The organism is Polaromonas sp. P1_E12 (assembly GCF_056405975.1).
The window spans coordinates 77,495-92,791 of the sequence record NZ_JBFUBB010000007.1; the positions used below are offsets into that span (position 1 = coordinate 77,495).

At 63.2% G+C, this 15,297-nt stretch carries 21 protein-coding genes; 13 read left to right on the forward strand and 8 right to left on the reverse strand.

The genetic code is table 11. The annotated features are described in order from the left end of the window. Nucleotides 1-11: 11 nt before the first annotated feature. Genes AC1D13_RS18525 through AC1D13_RS18535 form a run of 3 tightly spaced genes read right to left on the reverse strand, consistent with a single transcriptional unit; the run spans nucleotide 12 to nucleotide 1,589 of the window. Entirely contained in the window at nucleotides 12-488 is a 477-nt protein-coding gene (locus AC1D13_RS18525) for a RidA family protein (RefSeq protein ID WP_477690063.1), read from the reverse strand. Between the two features lie 49 nt (nucleotides 489-537). Next, entirely contained in the window at nucleotides 538-1,185 is a 648-nt protein-coding gene (locus tag AC1D13_RS18530; RefSeq protein WP_477690064.1) for a LysE family translocator, read from the reverse strand. A 47-nt stretch (nucleotides 1,186-1,232) separates the two neighbouring features. Next, nucleotides 1,233-1,589, reverse strand: a complete 357-nt coding sequence (locus tag AC1D13_RS18535; protein ID WP_477690065.1) for a hypothetical protein — start codon at nucleotides 1,587-1,589, stop codon at nucleotides 1,233-1,235. A gap of 198 nt (nucleotides 1,590-1,787) precedes the next feature. On the opposite strand from AC1D13_RS18535, the gene AC1D13_RS18540 reads away from it, so the two are divergent. Next, complete coding sequence (locus AC1D13_RS18540) at nucleotides 1,788-3,260, forward strand: aminotransferase-like domain-containing protein (RefSeq protein ID WP_477690066.1); 1,473 nt, start codon at nucleotides 1,788-1,790, stop codon at nucleotides 3,258-3,260. A gap of 87 nt (nucleotides 3,261-3,347) precedes the next feature. On the opposite strand, the gene AC1D13_RS18545 is transcribed toward AC1D13_RS18540, so the two are convergent. Further along, entirely contained in the window at nucleotides 3,348-3,998 is a 651-nt protein-coding gene (locus AC1D13_RS18545) for a LysE family transporter (RefSeq protein ID WP_477690067.1), read from the reverse strand. Between the two features lie 102 nt (nucleotides 3,999-4,100). Here AC1D13_RS18545 and AC1D13_RS18550 point away from each other — a divergent pair, with 102 nt between their 5' ends. The 4 genes from AC1D13_RS18550 to AC1D13_RS18565 are packed head-to-tail and all read left to right on the forward strand — an operon-like array spanning nucleotide 4,101 to nucleotide 6,988. After that, complete coding sequence (locus AC1D13_RS18550; protein ID WP_457280601.1) at nucleotides 4,101-4,907, forward strand: MlaE family ABC transporter permease; 807 nt, start codon at nucleotides 4,101-4,103, stop codon at nucleotides 4,905-4,907. Nucleotides 4,908-4,947: 40 nt separating this feature from the next. After that, complete coding sequence (locus AC1D13_RS18555) at nucleotides 4,948-5,973, forward strand: MlaD family protein (protein WP_457280602.1); 1,026 nt, start codon at nucleotides 4,948-4,950, stop codon at nucleotides 5,971-5,973. Further along, nucleotides 5,970-6,650, forward strand: a complete 681-nt coding sequence (locus AC1D13_RS18560; protein WP_477690068.1) for a hypothetical protein — start codon at nucleotides 5,970-5,972, stop codon at nucleotides 6,648-6,650. Before AC1D13_RS18555 ends, AC1D13_RS18560 begins: the two co-directional genes overlap by 4 nt. A 32-nt stretch (nucleotides 6,651-6,682) precedes the next feature. Then, the gene (locus AC1D13_RS18565) at nucleotides 6,683-6,988 is read left to right on the forward strand and encodes a hypothetical protein (protein WP_477665874.1); all 306 of its coding nucleotides are present in this window, start codon (nucleotides 6,683-6,685) and stop codon (nucleotides 6,986-6,988) included. Nucleotides 6,989-7,009: 21 nt separating this feature from the next. Here the strand turns inward: AC1D13_RS18565 and AC1D13_RS18570 are convergent, their stop codons facing one another. Next, on the reverse strand, nucleotides 7,010-7,249 hold the full coding sequence (locus AC1D13_RS18570) for a hypothetical protein (RefSeq protein ID WP_457280605.1): 240 nt from the start codon (nucleotides 7,247-7,249) through the stop codon (nucleotides 7,010-7,012). Between the two features lie 20 nt (nucleotides 7,250-7,269). Next, on the reverse strand, nucleotides 7,270-7,464 hold the full coding sequence (locus tag AC1D13_RS18575; RefSeq protein WP_477665875.1) for a hypothetical protein: 195 nt from the start codon (nucleotides 7,462-7,464) through the stop codon (nucleotides 7,270-7,272). Between AC1D13_RS18575 and AC1D13_RS18580 the strand changes: the two genes are divergently transcribed. After that, nucleotides 7,463-7,897, forward strand: coding sequence for a nuclear transport factor 2 family protein (locus AC1D13_RS18580; RefSeq protein ID WP_477690069.1), 435 nt, complete (start codon nucleotides 7,463-7,465; stop codon nucleotides 7,895-7,897). The two genes, AC1D13_RS18575 and AC1D13_RS18580, sit on opposite strands and share 2 nt — an antisense overlap. 18 nt (nucleotides 7,898-7,915) lie before the next feature. Then, a complete protein-coding gene (locus AC1D13_RS18585; protein WP_477690070.1) occupies nucleotides 7,916-8,374 on the forward strand; it encodes a MerR family transcriptional regulator in 459 nt (152 codons plus the stop codon). On the opposite strand, the gene AC1D13_RS18590 is transcribed toward AC1D13_RS18585, so the two are convergent. Then, nucleotides 8,371-8,949, reverse strand: a complete 579-nt coding sequence (locus AC1D13_RS18590; RefSeq protein ID WP_457280609.1) for a TetR/AcrR family transcriptional regulator — start codon at nucleotides 8,947-8,949, stop codon at nucleotides 8,371-8,373. The two genes, AC1D13_RS18585 and AC1D13_RS18590, sit on opposite strands and share 4 nt — an antisense overlap. A gap of 121 nt (nucleotides 8,950-9,070) precedes the next feature. Between AC1D13_RS18590 and AC1D13_RS18595 the strand changes: the two genes are divergently transcribed. The 3 genes from AC1D13_RS18595 (at nucleotide 9,071) to AC1D13_RS18605 (ending at nucleotide 11,442) form a co-directional block, all read left to right on the forward strand. Beyond that, nucleotides 9,071-9,538: a nuclear transport factor 2 family protein gene (locus AC1D13_RS18595; RefSeq protein WP_477690071.1), complete on the forward strand. Its 468-nt coding sequence runs from the start codon at nucleotides 9,071-9,073 to the stop codon at nucleotides 9,536-9,538. A 129-nt stretch (nucleotides 9,539-9,667) separates the two neighbouring features. Further along, nucleotides 9,668-10,189: a hypothetical protein gene (locus AC1D13_RS18600; RefSeq protein WP_457280611.1), complete on the forward strand. Its 522-nt coding sequence runs from the start codon at nucleotides 9,668-9,670 to the stop codon at nucleotides 10,187-10,189. Then, complete coding sequence (locus tag AC1D13_RS18605) at nucleotides 10,186-11,442, forward strand: Hsp70 family protein (protein ID WP_457280612.1); 1,257 nt, start codon at nucleotides 10,186-10,188, stop codon at nucleotides 11,440-11,442. The genes AC1D13_RS18600 and AC1D13_RS18605 overlap by 4 nt, the downstream gene beginning before the upstream one ends. 28 nt (nucleotides 11,443-11,470) lie before the next feature. Here AC1D13_RS18605 and AC1D13_RS18610 read toward each other — a convergent pair whose 3' ends face one another. After that, nucleotides 11,471-12,331, reverse strand: coding sequence for a LysR family transcriptional regulator (locus AC1D13_RS18610; RefSeq protein WP_457280613.1), 861 nt, complete (start codon nucleotides 12,329-12,331; stop codon nucleotides 11,471-11,473). 120 nt (nucleotides 12,332-12,451) lie between these two features. Here AC1D13_RS18610 and AC1D13_RS18615 point away from each other — a divergent pair, with 120 nt between their 5' ends. The 3 genes from AC1D13_RS18615 to AC1D13_RS18625 all read left to right on the forward strand — a co-directional run bounded on the left by AC1D13_RS18615 (nucleotide 12,452) and on the right by AC1D13_RS18625 (nucleotide 15,296). After that, nucleotides 12,452-13,801: a class-II fumarase/aspartase family protein gene (locus AC1D13_RS18615; protein ID WP_477690072.1), complete on the forward strand. Its 1,350-nt coding sequence runs from the start codon at nucleotides 12,452-12,454 to the stop codon at nucleotides 13,799-13,801. An 18-nt stretch (nucleotides 13,802-13,819) separates the two neighbouring features. Further along, nucleotides 13,820-14,794 carry a tripartite tricarboxylate transporter substrate-binding protein gene (locus tag AC1D13_RS18620; RefSeq protein ID WP_477690073.1) on the forward strand — a complete coding sequence of 325 codons (975 nt, stop codon included), beginning with the start codon at nucleotides 13,820-13,822 and terminating at the stop codon, nucleotides 14,792-14,794. A gap of 175 nt (nucleotides 14,795-14,969) precedes the next feature. Then, nucleotides 14,970-15,296: a helix-turn-helix domain-containing protein gene (locus AC1D13_RS18625; RefSeq protein ID WP_457280616.1), complete on the forward strand. Its 327-nt coding sequence runs from the start codon at nucleotides 14,970-14,972 to the stop codon at nucleotides 15,294-15,296. The last annotated feature ends 1 nt before the right edge of the window (nucleotide 15,297 follow it).

A 15,297-nucleotide genomic window follows, 5' to 3' on the forward strand; every position in this document is an offset into this window, starting at 1 on the left:
CGCAGGCAGGCCTAGCCGGCCACCGCGATGAGATCGATCTCGACCGAGGCACTCTTGGGTAGCTGAACAACGCCCACCGACGTACGGGTGTGGGCCCCGGCAGGGCCCAGCACGGCATACAGCACTTCAGATGCGGCATCGGCGACTTCGCTTTGCTGGGTGAAATCCTGCGCCGACTGCACAAACACCGTGATGCGCAGAATGTGCTTCACGCGGTCCAGGCTGCCGAGGCTTTGCCGCAGCAGCGCCAGCGCGCGCATGGCGCAGATTTTTGCCGCCAGCTGGGCCTGCAGAACAGACGTTTCCGAGCCTACGCGGCCGGTCACGACCACGGTACTGCCGACACGCGGAATCTGCCCGCTGACAAAGACCTGGTCGCCGTGCTGCACGACAGGCACGTAATTGCCGCCTATCTTGATCTCACCGTCAAAGCTGTAGCCGAGTTCGGCCTGCACTGCGGCGAACCGGGTGTCGCGTGAATCTTCCATGGGCAGGAATTCCTCTTTATGTAGTTGGATGGAGCGTAATGCGGGTGTTTCAGGCAGGGCTCTTGAGCCGTAGCAGGCTCAGACCCAGCAGGCCAAACGCACCGCCACAGAGACGGTTGAAAATGCGGGCCCGGCGGGGCGTGCCAAACCATTGGTGGGTGTGTTTGGCCAACAGCACATAGGTGAAGTGGGAGACCAGCACGCACGCAGCGAAGGCGCTGGTCAGTGCGAAAAATTGCGGCAGCATCGGCGCCTCCGGGTGGATGAACTGGGGGAACAGCGCGGTGAAGAACAGGATGCTTTTGGGGTTGGTCACCGCCACCAGCAGGCCTTGCCGGAACAGTGCGGCATTGCTTTTTCCGGCGGATGTTCCGACGGGTGTTCCATCTGGCAAGGGCGTGTCGAACATCGACGTCTTGCTGGTCCACTGCCGCCAGCCCAGGTACATGAGGTAGACGGCGCCCACGGCCTTGAGCACCGCAAACAGCCAGGCCGAGGTGTGAAGCAAGGTGCCCAGGCCCGCCATGGCCGCGGTGGAGACAGCGAACACGCCGAGCACATTGCCGGTAGAGCTCCACATCGTCTTGCGCGGCCCCCAGGCCACGGCGTTGGAAACCGCCAGCAAAATGCCCGGCCCGGGGCTGAGCGCGGTGACAAGTGAGATGGTGATGAAGAGCAGCCAGGCGGAAGTGGTCATGGTGAGATCAATTAAAAAATGATGAGGCGATTTATTTCCGGCGGCGGCTATGCCGCCTCGGCGCCATGCAACCAGCTGCGCACGGCCTTCACGACTCCTGAAAAGTACCTTAAAAGCACGCTTCCCGTCTGGCCCGGGGCTTTTGCCGGGGCTTGGTTCAGCACGCATGCTGCGCCCCCGTGCTGGGCGGTCACCGTGATCCATCCAGTCTGGGCGACGGTATGCGACTGCCCCGCCTCCAGCGGCATGCTGTCGCGAAAGACCTGCTCGCCGAGCCAGCGCGGGGTGCCGGTCACCAGCAGCGTGCCCGAGGTGCTGATCAGGGCACTGCCCGCTTGGGTGTGAAAAAACAGGGACTCACCGGCGTCCAGGTGAAGGTGGCGAGGGGCGAATTGCTCTTTCATGGCGGCTCCATTCATGGGTGGGTGAACTGGAAAAACGGGGGAAGGAGACACCAAGGTTAAAGAGACCGACACTATCCCGACAGAGCCAAACAAGTCCTTTCTGTATCGGTACAGATGGCTATTTATTCATCTGTTATGGTCTGATTTCGCCCCATCTGTGGCTGTGTCCCGGCTTCCCCTTCACGGATCATTCGGTTTATGGACATGCAACCCTCGCCATCCCTGTCGCAACCGCTCTATCTACAGCTCTCCAGCCACTACCGCCAGGCGATCCAGTCCGGCGTTTTGTCGCCCGGGCAGCGTATGCCGTCCGTCAGGGCGTTGACGCGGCTGCACCAGGTCAGCCTGTCGACGGCGGTGGAGGCCTGCCACACGCTGGAAGACGAAGGCCTGCTGGAGGCGCGGCCGCGTTCGGGCTACTTTGTGCTCAAGCGTCGCCGGATGGATATCCAGCCACCCAGCGAGCCGGAATGCGGCCACAGGCTGGACCCGGCACAGTACGTCGGCATCCATGACCGGGTGTCCGATTTCGTCGCCAAATGCGATGTCTACCCGCTGGTCACCAACCTGGCAGGCACCTATGGTTCGCCCGAGATGTACCCCGCCGAGGCCCTGAAAAACGCCGCCACGCGTGCGTTGCGCAAGCACCCGCAGCTGCTGGTGAACCCGCCCGACTTTCTCAACGATTCACCGCTCAATGCCGTGCTGGCCAAGCGGGCGCTGGAGGCCGGCATGCGGCTGTCAGCGGAAGACATCCTGGTCACGCACGGCTGCATTGAATCGCTGAACGTGGCCCTGCGCGCGGTGGCGCGGCCGGGCGACACCGTCGCCGTCGAGTCGCCCACCTACCACGGCCTGCTGCAGATCCTCGAAAGCCTGGGCCTGCGCGCGCTGGAGATTCCCACCAGCCCGAAGCTGGGGATTTCCGTGGAGGCACTGGATTTGGCCTTCCAGACACACGACCGCATACGCGCCGTGGTGGTGATCCCTAATTTCCACAATCCGCTCGGCAGTGTGATGCCCGACAGTGAAAAGGAAAAGCTGGTCGCGCTGTGCGAGCGCCAGCAGGTGGCGTTGATCGAAGACGACACCTACGGCGCCCTGGGGCCCGATGACATTCCGCTGAAGGCGGCCAAGGCCTGGGACCGCAGCGGCTCGGTGATTTACTGCGCGTCGCTGCGCAAGACCCTGTCGCCGGGGCTGCGCCTGGGCTGGGTTGCCGGCGGGCGTTGGCAGGCGCGCATCAAGATGCTCAAGTACGCGCAAAGCCGCGCCAACGACATGCTGGGCCAGCTGGCCGTGGCCGAGTTCATGGCCTCCAGCGCCTATGACCGCCACCTGGCCCGGCTGCGCCGCATGCTCAACGTGCAGCGCGAGCAGATGGCCGAAGCGATTGCGGCGCACTTTCCTGCCGGAACCCGGCTGTCGGTGCCCCATGGCAGCATGATGCTGTGGGTGGAGCTGCCGGCAGGCACGTCCGCGCAGGCGGTGTTTGACACTGCCATCCGGCAGGGCATACGGGTGGCGCCCGGTTCCATGTTTTCCAACTCGAACCGCTTTGACCACTTCCTGCGCATCAGTTGCGGTTCACCGTTTTCCAGCGAGACCGACAGCGCCCTGCGCAAGCTGGCAGGTATTGTGTCGGCGCAAGCTGGGCCCCGGCCGGCTTGAGGGCATGCGCTGCTATTTTGAGAGTTTCAGGGTTCTAGCCCTTTAGGTGCGCGCGCGAGCAGCTATCTTTTTGATAGCACAATGCGCTTAATGCGCCGCAGCGTGGCTGCGTTTCACGAAAAACAGGCCCGCACCTACGGCCATCAGCATGCCGCCGAACAGCCGGTTTTGCAGCCGCACCGCACGTGCATTCCTGAAGAGCTTTTGCAAGCGGCTCGCGGCAAACGCGTAGCCGTGCATCACCACAGTGTCGACTGCCACAGTCGTGAGCGCCATCACTAGCAGTTGCGGCCACAGCGGCCGGGAAGGGCTGATGAACTGCGGCAGCACTGCCACCATGAAGAGGATGCCTTTGGGGTTGGTGACGTTGGTCAGCAGCCCGGTGAGAAAGCGCCTGCGCGCTGAAATGCCGTTCGCATCAGCTGCCGGGCCGGCATCTTCCGCCGCGATGCCGTTTGATGACCGCCATTGCGACCAGCCGATATAGATGAGGTAGAGCGCGCCCAGCACTTTCACGACGCTGAAGGCCAGCTCGGACGCCACCAGCAACGAGCCCACGCCCGCCCCGGCCACCAGCAAAATCACCACCAGCCCGATCTGCAGGCCCGCGATGGTGGCACGCGTGCGCTGCATGCCGTAGCTCAGGCCATGGCTCATGGCCAGCACCGCGCCCGAGCCGGGTGAGAGCGCGATCAGAATTGAGGCGAGGAAGTAAGCGGTCCAGGTGTCGATGGCCATGATGAAGCGGTGGTGAAAAGGGAGAGAGGAGAGGGTGCCCGCACCGGGCGAAAGCCTGCCATCCTACATGGACAGGCAATAGCCCGCGGGTATCATGGCCCAATGGCTTCAACAGCATCATCCTGGCAAGGCCGCCTCTCGCAAACACGCCGCACCGCCCAGCACTGGCTGATCGAATGGTGGCGCCTGGTGAAATTGGGCGCGATCATCCTGGTGTTGACCCTCTCGCCTTCCAGCTACAGCCCGCAAAGCCGCACGGTGCTGTCCCGCCACATCTACATCAACACGGCGCCCATCCTGCTGGGCTTTACCTTGCTGTGCGCGCTGGTCACCGTGGTGCTCACGCGTATCGTGCTGGTGACTGCGCTGAGCTACGGCTTGTCGCAGTACGCGTTGCAGGTGGTCATCCGTGTGCTGGTGCTTGAACTTATTCCGCTGACGGCGGCGCTTTTTGTGGCGCTGCGCTGCACCATCCCTGATGGCGCCGAACTCACGGCCATGCAGGCCAGCGGTGAGCTTGACGAGATGCGCGAGCGCGGCATCGAGCCGGTGCGGCGCGAGGTGCTGCCGCGCGTGGTGGCGGGCATGTTCTCCGGCATCACGCTGGCTGCGCTCAGCTGTGTGGTCGCGCTGGTGGTGGCCTATATGGCGACCTACGGCTTTGCCTTGTCGGGCCTGGCGGCCTACACCCGGCTCTTCGGCCAGGTCTTCAGCCCTTCCGTCACGCTGATCTTTGTGCTCAAAACGTTGTTCTTCTGCCTGGCCGTATCGTTGATCCCCATGGCTTCGGCACTCTACGGCATGGGCGAAGCCAGCGTGCGCACCAGTGCCGAGATGCGCGGCCTCGTGCGCATGTTCGCCGTGATTTTGCTGATTGAAGTGGCTTCGCTGGTCGGCAACTACTATTGACCTGCTTAAAAAAATACCAAAAACAACACCAAAACAAACCATGAGTTCACCCCACGACCCTTCATCCCCGGAGCACGGCCGGCCGGATCCGCTCCAGCCGGCGCGCGAGGCAGAGTCTTCGCCGGCGGAGATCGCCAGCCTGGAGTTCAAGGCCCGGCTGCTGCTGCTCTTCATGCTGCTGTTGGTGGTGGGCTCGGCCCTTTATGTGATGTATGCGCGCGGGGCGTTTGAGTCCACGCAAAGCCTGGTACTCATTGCGGAGGATTCCGAAGGCGTGGTGGTTGGCATGGACCTGACTTTCTCGGGTTTCCCGATAGGCCGTGTCAAGCGCATCGAATTGGCCAGCGACGGCAAGGCCCGCATATTGGTGGATGTCGCCTCCAAGGATGCCCACTGGCTGCGCACCACCAGCGTCTTCACACTGGTGCGCGGCCTCGTCGGCGGCACCAACATCCGCGCCTACACCGGCTTGCTGAACGACCCGCCGCTGCCCGACGGCGCGGAACGCACGGTGCTGCTGGGCGATGCCGCCGGCGAGGTACCCAAAGTGATCGCTGCCGCCAAGGACCTGATTGAAAACCTCAACACCCTCACGGGTAGCGGCGGCGCGGTGGGCACCAGCCTGGCCAACCTGCAGACGCTGACGGAGCGGCTGAACGGGCCGGGCGGTGCGTTGACGGTGTTGCTGGGCAGCGAGGCAGAGGCCAAAAAGTTTGCTGCCACGCTGGAGCGCACCAACTCGCTACTCACCAAACTCGACGGGCTGGCCGCCAAGACCGACACCCAGGTGTTCGGCGACAAGGGACTGATGCCCGAAACCCGGGCCACCGTGGTTCAGCTCAACGCCATGCTGGGCGAGGCCCGCACCAGCCTCAAGAAGGTGGATGCATTGTTGCAGGATGCCCAGGCCGTCACCCGCAACGCCAAAGATGCCACTGACGACCTGGGCGCGCTGCGCGCCGACGTGGAAGCCAGCCTGCGCAAGGTCGAGGGGTTGATCAACGAAATCAGCCGCAAATGGCCCTTCGCCAAAGACGCCCGCGATGCGGAAATGAAGTTGCCATGAAGAACACCTTTACGCATACCGCCGCGCTGACTTCGGCCTTGCTGCTGGCCGCCTGTGCCGGCGGCCCGCAACCGCCCGACTGGCAACTTGAGGCCAAAGGTTCGATGGACCGCTCTGTGGCCGCCTACATGGAAGGCAACAGCCGTGTCGAGATGGCCGAACTCGGGCGTGCCCGCACCCAGCTGACACGCTCCGGCCGGGCCGAGCTGTTAGCCACTGCCGAGCTGCTGCACTGCGCCACCCGGGTTGCCAGCCTGGTGCTTGATGAGCCGTGCACCGGCTTTGAGAAGCTGCGTGAAGACGCCACCGATGGCCAGCGCGCCTACGCTGATTACCTCAAGGGTCAGGTACAGCCGCAGGGCATCGCGCTGTTGCCTGAAGCGCAGCGCCGTGCCGCGGCCGGCGACGCCGGCGCTGTGGCGGCCATTGCCGACCCTTTGTCGAAACTGGTGGCTGCCGGCGTGCTGCTGCAGGCCGGTAAAGCCAGTCCTGCGGTGATCACCCAGGCGATTGATACGGCGTCTGTGCAAGGCTGGCGCCGGCCGCTGCTGGCCTGGCTGGGCGTTCAGCTGCGCCGGGCAGAGCAGGGTGGCGACACCCAGGAAGCGGCAAAGCTGCGGCGCCGCATCGAGCTGACGCAGGGCATGCCTGCACCGGTGAAACCGCAAACACCCTGATCCTTGTCCGTTTTGCCTTGAGAGAAACAACCGTGAGCTACCGCCTCAGGCTTTACGCCTATGAAGACGCCTCCGCAGAAGAACTGCAGGCCGCCGAGCAACGCTTCAGGACGGCGCTGGAAACCGAGCTGGGAGACGAAAGCCTGGTCTGGCCGGTGTATGCGGCCTACATGAAACTGGTGGCGACGTATGGCGAAGCGCCGGCCGAAGATGTCCTGTCAGGCGACGAAATGGAAATCTTCAACCAATGGCAGGCAGCCGAGCTGGCCGCCGTGACGGCGGCGCTGGGCCCCAACCGCTACATGGGCGACGCGCAGTTTGAAATTCGTCCGGCCTGAAAGGGAGCGGACCTGAAGCGTTCAGGGAGAGCGGCTCAGCCGCGGTGAGGCCAGCGCCTGGAGCTGGTCGGCAATCGCAATGTCGACAGGCTTGAGCTGTTTGAGCAGCTGCGCTTTTTCCAGCGCGGCGTGCAATTGCTGCAAGTCCTTGCTGCTGGTGGTCGCCTTGATCTGGGCCAGCGCTGCCGGGGTGTTGCCGGTTTTCAGTACAGCCAGCATCTTGCTGACCCATTCACTCGTTGCAGGCTTTTTGGGGTTCATGCGCCATTGTAGGTTTGCTATTAAAAGAATAGCTGTTTGCGCTTTCCCACATTGCGCCGGCGGCCGATTTTATGGTGAATTTTCCGGCACCCGGCCCCGGGGGCTTGACCTTGAGTGCACTCAAGGTATTCCAATCCTTTCAGGGCCCCGGCAATGTTGCCGGCCTCCATCCACTTCGCATTCCGTGCGAAGAAGCCTTCAAGGAGTTTCATCATGAGTGCAGCATCCACCAACAACATCACAGCCGCCAACCGCCAGCGCATGCAGGAGGTCATGGCTGAACTGGACAAAGGCAACGGCCAGGCATTTGTCGGCGCCATGGCAGATGATTTTTGCTGGACCCTTGAGGGCAGCACGCCCTGGTCGCGCACCTACCGCGGCAAGCAGGCGGTCGTCACCGAGCTGCTGCGGCCGCTGTTTGCCCAGTTCGCCACGCCCTATGTCAGCACCACAGGGCGCGTGATGGCCGACGGCGACATGGTCGTCATCGAGTTCCGCGGGCAAGTTACCACCCATGCCGGCAAGGCCTACAACAACCGCTATTGCTATGTTTGCCGCATGGAAGGCGGGCAGATGAAAGAATTGACGGAGTACTTCGACACCGCCCTGGTGAGCGCTGCGCTGGAGGCGCCCGCGCTGGCCGCCTGAGCCGTTATACAGTCGGGCATGGCTGAAAGTTTTCTGATCGGGCAGCTTGCCGCACGCACCGGCCGCAGCGTGCACACCATACGCTGGTATGAGGCGCAGGGCCTGATCCCCGGCGTGACGCGCGACGCCGGCGGCCGACGCGTCTATGGCGACCTGCACATCAGCTGGCTGGACCTGATGGACCGGCTGCGACGAACCGGCATGTCGATTGCCGAAATGCGGGAGTACACCGCGCTGGTCAAGCAGGGCAGCAGCACGCTCAGGCAGCGGCAGGCGCTGCTGGCCGCGCACCGCGCGCAGGTGAAAGACATGATTGCCGAATGGCAGCTGGCGCTCAAGCTGCTGGACAGCAAGATCGACTTTTACGGCGAGTGGGTGGCGTCAGGTAAACGCCCGGCCGTGAAGGTCGCTGAGCGTGCGGGCGTTGCGCTTGCGTCGCGGCCCAAAGACAAATCGCGGCGGCCGGGTAAGGCCTAGCGATTGCCTGTCCTGGCGGCCTGGTTGTCCAGCGCGTCCAGCAGCAGGCGCAAACCCGCCAGTGCGGGATCGCTGCCCTCCATCTGCGCCCGCACGATGGCGCCGTCCACTGCCAGAGCCGCAGCCCGCGCCGCCTCGGTTTGGCCCGCGCCGTATGGCAGCAAATCGGCAATGACCTGCTGCATGTCCTGCTTGTGCCGGCGTGCAATGTCTGCCACGCCCGGCAGGGTGCCGCCCACTTCCGCCACGGCATTGATGAAAGCGCAACCGCGAAACGCCGGGTCGGCAAACCACTCGGCCATGGCCTGCACCAGCGGCGCCAGCCCACCGCCGGGTTGCGCGCCATGGCGGCCCAGCGCGTCGACAAACCAGCCCATCCAGCGTTCATGCCGGTAGTCCAGGAAGGTGCGGATCAATTCGTCCTTGCTGGGAAAGTGCCGGTAGAAGGTGAGCTTGGCCACGCCCGACTCGGCAATGATGCGGTCGATGCCGGTGGCGCGCAGGCCGTCGCGGTAGAAAAGTTCGTGTGCCGTAACGAGGATTCGCTCGCGTGCGGGGAGGGTGGAAACATCCATGGCGCCATTGTAGATGCAACATAGACAGATCTGTCTACATGTGTCAGAATTTCACAAAAGTAGACAAACTTGTCTACATCTGGTTTTTTCCAAATTTTGTTCAACCCCCCAGGAGATCCCCATGGAATCACGGCCGCCGCTTCCCCCTTTTACTTTTGAAACCGCCGTGCAGAAAGTCCGCGCCGCCGAAGACGGCTGGAACACGCGTGAGCCTCAGCGCGTGGCTATGGCCTACACACCGCAAAGCAAATGGCGCAACCGCGCCGAGTTCGTCACGGGTCGTGAGGAGATCGCGGGGCTGCTGACGCGCAAATGGGGGCGTGAACTGGACTACCGCCTCATCAAGGAGCTCTGGGCCTTTGGCGGCAACCGCATCGCCGTGCGTTTTGCGTACGAATGGCATGACGATGCGGGCAACTGGTTTCGCTCTTACGGCAACGAGAACTGGGAGTTCGACGAAAACGGCCTGATGGCCGTGCGCCACGCCAGCATCAACGACCTGCCCATCAAGGCCGCCGATCGCAAGTTCCATTGGCCGCTCGGGCGCCGGCCCGATGACCATCCGGGCCTCAGCGATCTTGGGTTGTGAGGGGTTTGGGGAGGGCTGTAAAATCCGCTCCCCCTGCGCACCGTGTTGTTTGATGTTGTTTGAAGGCGGTGCGTGACCTGAATTTGCCCCCGGCCCCTTGCCGGGGCGCTCCACCCGAGTGACCGCGTTTTGACTGACTCCCACACCCCGCCGGCCGGCCTGGCCGATGAATCCCCCAACGACACCCAGCCCATCCAGGAACCCAGGCTTTGGTGCGGCGACGGCTGGACGGCCAAGGTCATCAAGAATGAAGACGACGACGGCTGGGCTGTCGCCATGATCAAGGACGGCGAGCCCGAGCCCGCGCTGGTGGGGCCGTGGACCATGGGGCGCGACAAGAAGAACCCCAAGCCGCTGGATGGCCCGGCCTTCAGCACGCTGGTCAAAACCGCTTCCGAATTTGTGCGCCGGCATGAGCAGCAGCTGCACGCCACGCTGCACCAGAGCATTACCGTGACGGCCAACGCGGCGCGTGTCACCGTCTCGCTCGACATCGTACCGGACGAAGACAACCCACACGGCCTGCTCGGCGCCGCCGACGAAGCGGGCGAGCAGCTTGCACAAGTGCGCGTGGCGCCGTCCTTCAAGCTCAACCGCGCCAGCGCTGTGGCGTGGGCCGAAAGCGGCTTCGCCAAGCCGGCAGGGCGGTGAGCGCACCCCGCGCCTGTGGGATCGACTTCGGCACCTCCAACTCCACGGCGGGCTGGAGCCGGCCGGGGTTTCCCGCATTGCTGGCGCTTGAAGGCGGCAAACCCACGCTGCCGTCGGTGGTGTTTTTTCATGCCGAGGACGAGCATGTGAGCTACGGCCGCGCGGCGCTGGCCGACTACCTGGCCGGCTATGAAGGCCGCCTGATGCGTTCGCTCAAAAGCCTGCTCGGCACGTCGATGATCGACGACCACACCGAAGTCGCCGGCCGCGCGCTGCCGTTTCGTATGCTGTTGGCGCAGTTCATCGGTGAGCTCAAGCACCGCGCTGAAAGAGCCGCCGACCAGCCTTTCATGCAGGCCGTGTTGGGTCGCCCGGTATTTTTTGTCGACGACGATGCTGCCGCGGACAAGAAAGCCGAAAACACATTGGCCGAGATCGCCCATGCAGTGGGCCTCAAAGACATCGCCTTCCAGTACGAACCGATTGCGGCGGCGTTTGACTATGAGTCGCAAATCCGGCGCGAAGAGCTTGTGCTGGTGGTCGACATCGGCGGCGGTACGTCGGACTTTGCGCTGGTGCGCCTGTCGCCCGAGCGGGCCCGCAAGGCCGACAGGCGCGACGATATTCTGGCCAGCGGCGGTGTGCACATAGGCGGCACGGACTTCGATAAATACCTGAGCCTGGCCAGCGTCATGCCCACGCTGGGCCTGGGCAGCCTGCTTCACAGCGGGTTGCAGGTGCCGTCGGCCCAGTACTTCAATCTGGCGACCTGGCACACCATCAACCAGGCCTACAGCAAGAAGTCGTGGACGCAGATCAGCGATATCCGGCGTGGCGCAATCGAGAAAGACAAGCTGGACCGCCTGCAGAACCTGGTGCGCGAACGGGCAGGGCACTGGCTGGCCATGCAGGTCGAGGCGGCCAAGATTGCGCTGTCCGATGCACCCGAAACCGTCATGGACCTGGGGCGCATTGCGCCGGGCGAGACGCTCACCTTGCACCGGCCCGATTTCGACGCGGCCATCAATGAGCTGGTCGGCACTGTGGCGCGTACCGTGATGGGACTGGTCAAGGACGCGGTTGTCAACGCCGACGACATTGACACCGTGTTTTTCACCGGTGGCTCCAGCGGGGTGCCTTTGCTGCGCGAGCAAATTTCAGCATTGCTGCCGCAGGCACGCAGTGTGGAAGGCGACCGTTTCGGCAGCATCGGCGCCGGACTGGCACTGGATGCAGCGCGCAAATTTGGTTAGGGGCTGTGTTCTGATACCGTGCGCTTGCTCACAGCAGGTTCATGAATTGCTGCAAGGCTTGGCCGGGATGCTCGTCGCGCCGGCGGATAAAAAGTGTTTTGACGGCGTATTTCTTGCCCGTCGATGGATGGCAGCGTAAGGCGGACCTGTTGGCAGCGTTTTCGACAATGGACCGTGGAAGCAGCGAGATGCCGACCTCCGCAGCTACACAGCCCAGGATGCCTTCCAGTGTGCCCATTTCAAGCCGGGTGTACCTGGGCCAGCCGCGCTCGCTCAGAAGCTGTTCGAACCGCTGGCGATAAGAGCAGCCGGTCTTGAACATGATCGCCGCCGCGCCGTTTTCCAGGCGCCTGCCGAGCTCACTGGAGCGCACCCAGCTGGCAGACGAGACGAGCACCAGTTCTTCTTCGAACGCGACCAGGCTGAGCAGCGCATGGTTGTTGAGCGGGCCGGCGATGAACGCACCATCCAGGCGCCGCGTGAGCACGGCCTCGATCAGTGTCGCGGTCGGGCCGGTTTCCAGCGTGATGGCCACCTGCGGAAGCACGCGGCGGTATGCGGCGAGCAGCGACGGCAGCCGGACCGCAGCGGTGGTCTCCATCGAGCCGATTGTCAGGACGGCGGGAGCGTCTTCCTCCCCTTTGGCCGCGGCCTGCGCTTCATCCATCAGCGCCACGATGCGGTTGGCATAGGGCAACAGCCGCTGGCCCGCACGCGTGAGCTCCATGCCCCGGCTATGGCGCTTGAAAAGCGCCAGGCCCAGCTCCGATTCCAGCAGCCGGATGCGCTGGGTGATGTTGGATTGCACGGTGTGCAGCGTTTGCGCGGCGGAGGTAATGCCGCCCTGGCTGGCGACGGCGGCAAACGTTTTCAGGCCCAGAACATTCATGGTCAACCCATCGCTAAAAGAGAACGGAGGGATCACAACAAATCGTTTTTACAGAGACATCATATTGGATACAGTTTGTTTCACCTAGCAACATCTGTGGCAGCGCAAAGGGCCTGACGAATGAACCAGCTCTTCAGTGATTTGCATGACGGCGGGGCCATCGCTGGCATCTTTTCGGAGCGGAATTTTGTCGACCGCTGCCTTCGTTTCGAGCGTGAACTCGCTGCCGTGCAGGCTGAACTGGGTGTGATTCCTCAGGATGCGGCGGATGAAATCTGTCGCGTTGCCCACGTCGAAAACATCGATTTTGCGCAACTCAAGCAGAAGACACGCCTTGTCGGCCTGCCCATGGTGGGGCTGGTGAACCAGGTGGTCAAGCTGTGCCACGGCGATCTGGGCCAGTATGTCCACTATGGCGCAACGACCCAGGACGTGATGGATTGCGCACTGGCGCTTCAGATGCAGGAAGCGTTCGCACTGATCGGCGATTCGCTGGCGCAATTTTCGGGGGCGCTGGGTGCATTGGCCACGACCCACCAGCGCACCATCCAGGCGGGCCGGACCAATCAGCAGCATGCGTTGCCCGTCACGTTCGGCTTCAAGGCTGCGGTCTGGAATTCCGGCGTGCTGCGGCAGATGGACAGGCTTGCACAGGCTGTGCCGCGCGTGGCCACCGGGCAACTGGGTGGCGCTGTGGGCACGCTTGCTTCATTCTCCGGCGCGGGGCATGAAACACGCCGGCGCCTGATGCAAAAGCTGGGGTTGAACGAACCGGATATTGCGTGGCATTGCATGCGTGACGGCCCGGCCGAGGCGGTGCTTCTTTTGTCACAGATCGCTGCGACGCTCGGAAAGATCGGCCGGGACCTGCTGATGCTTTCCAGCACGGAAGTCGGTGAAGTGGCTTTTGCCGCCGGCAGGGGCGCCAGCAGCACCATGCCGCAGAAAAACAATCCGGTCGCGGCGTCGTCCGTCGTCGCTCTTTCGAGAATGCTGTTCCACACGGCTCCGATGATGCTGGACGCGGCGATCGTGGAGAACGAAAGGTCGCTCGACGCCTGGTATGTCGAGCTGCATGCAGTGCCGCTGTGCTTCTCTCTGATGGGAGCCCTTCTGGTGCAGGCCACGACCATGCTGGACGAGCTGGTGGTGGACTCCGCAAGGATGGCGCGCAACGTCGCCCTCACAGACGGGGCGATCGTCACCGAGACCGTGCAGATGGCGCTGGCCAGACGCATCGGCCTGAACCGCGCGCATGAACTGGTTGCCCGTGCCTGCCAGAAGTCCAGGGTGGAGGGCGTATCGATAGCGGCTGCCCTGGTGGGCTTGCAGTGCGGGCTGGACGAAGCCGCAGTGAATGCGCTGCTTGATGTGAACGAACACCTGTCTTTTGGTGCGCGCGAGGTGGACGCATCGCGCAGGCCACCGTTTGGCGCCGAAGGCCCGGCAACGCAATCCGCATCCGTTTAATCAACCCGAGGGGGATTTATGACCAGAGCCATCTGCATTGCCTTCATGTTCACCTTCTGCGCTGCGTCTGCGTGCGCTCAGGATGCCTATCCCACCAAACCGGTCACCCTCATCGTGCCCTTTGCAGCCGGGGGGCCCATGGACAAGCTGGCCAGGGAGCTTGCCGTGCCGATGCAGGCCCAGCTGCGCCAGCCTGTGGTTGTCCAGAATCTGTCCGGCGCCGGCGGCAACCTCGGCACGGTCATCGCCATGCGGGCTCCGGCCGATGGCCACACGCTGCTGATGGGGCACATCGGCATGGCGACTTCGCCGGCGCTCTACCGGAACCTGGGCTTCAAGCCGGATGTGGATTTCGCGCCGCTGGGGGTGGTGGTCGATACGCCCCTGGTGCTGGTTGCACGGCCGCAGGTGCCTGCGGACTCCTTGGTGAGCCTGATCCGGTGGATGGCCCGGCAGCCGCAGGTCAGGCTGGCGCACGCCGGTGTGGGCTCGTCATCGCACCTGTGCGGCTTGCTGCTCCAGTCTTCATTGAAAGTCAGCATTACGACCGTGCCCTACCGTGGCAGCGCGCCCGCAGTGGCAGACCTGCTTGGCGGGCATGTGGACATGATCTGTGACCCCACCCCTACGACGGTCGGCCATATCCAGGCCGGCAAGCTCAAGGCAATTGCCGTGACCTCCGCCAAACCCCTGACCGGCACGTCGCTCGCCGCCGTTCCGACCATGGCACGGTTCGGCATTTCGGGTGTCGAGCTGAGCATCTGGTTTGCCCTTTATGCGCCGAAGGACACGCCGCCGCACATCCAGCAGCGGCTCAATGATGTGCTGCGGGTGGCCATGAAAACACCTGCCTTCAGGCAGGCGCAAATTGCCTCAGGCATACAGGTTGTGGAAGATGACCGTGCCACACTGGCCGGGCACCGCAGCTTTCTGGGCAACGAAATTGCCCGGTGGGGGCCCATCATCAAGGCGGCCGGTGTTTATGCCGACTAGCCGTGGATGCTGTCCCATGTATGTGGCAGCGCTACAGGAATTAAAAGAAGAAGTCAGTCCTTGATAAACGATATTTAACTATTGTTTTTGTATAAAACGCTAGTTTAGTATTGATTGATCTGACTTAATTGGATAAAATACTATCGTTTTAACAAGAAACGATATTTTTCTATCTATGAAAACATTGTCTGAAGTTGCTGCCAGCCTGGAAAGCCAGCGCCAACGCCTGGGACTGGATTACCAGGCCGTTGCCGAAAGCACAGGGCTGACGCCTTTGTCGGTGCGCAGCGTCCTTCAGGGCAAGACGGCGCCGCGCGTGACCACGCTGATGGCCATTGCCGACCAGCTCGGGCTGGAGGTGCTGCTCCTGCCCAAGCTGGTGGCTGCAGGGCTGCAGCCGCAAGCCGCCGAAGGGCCGGCGCCGGCCTTGTCGCGGGTGGACCGCATCGTGGCCGAAACTTCCCAGCTCGCTGCGGCAAACATCAAGAACGTCAGGCCCTGAT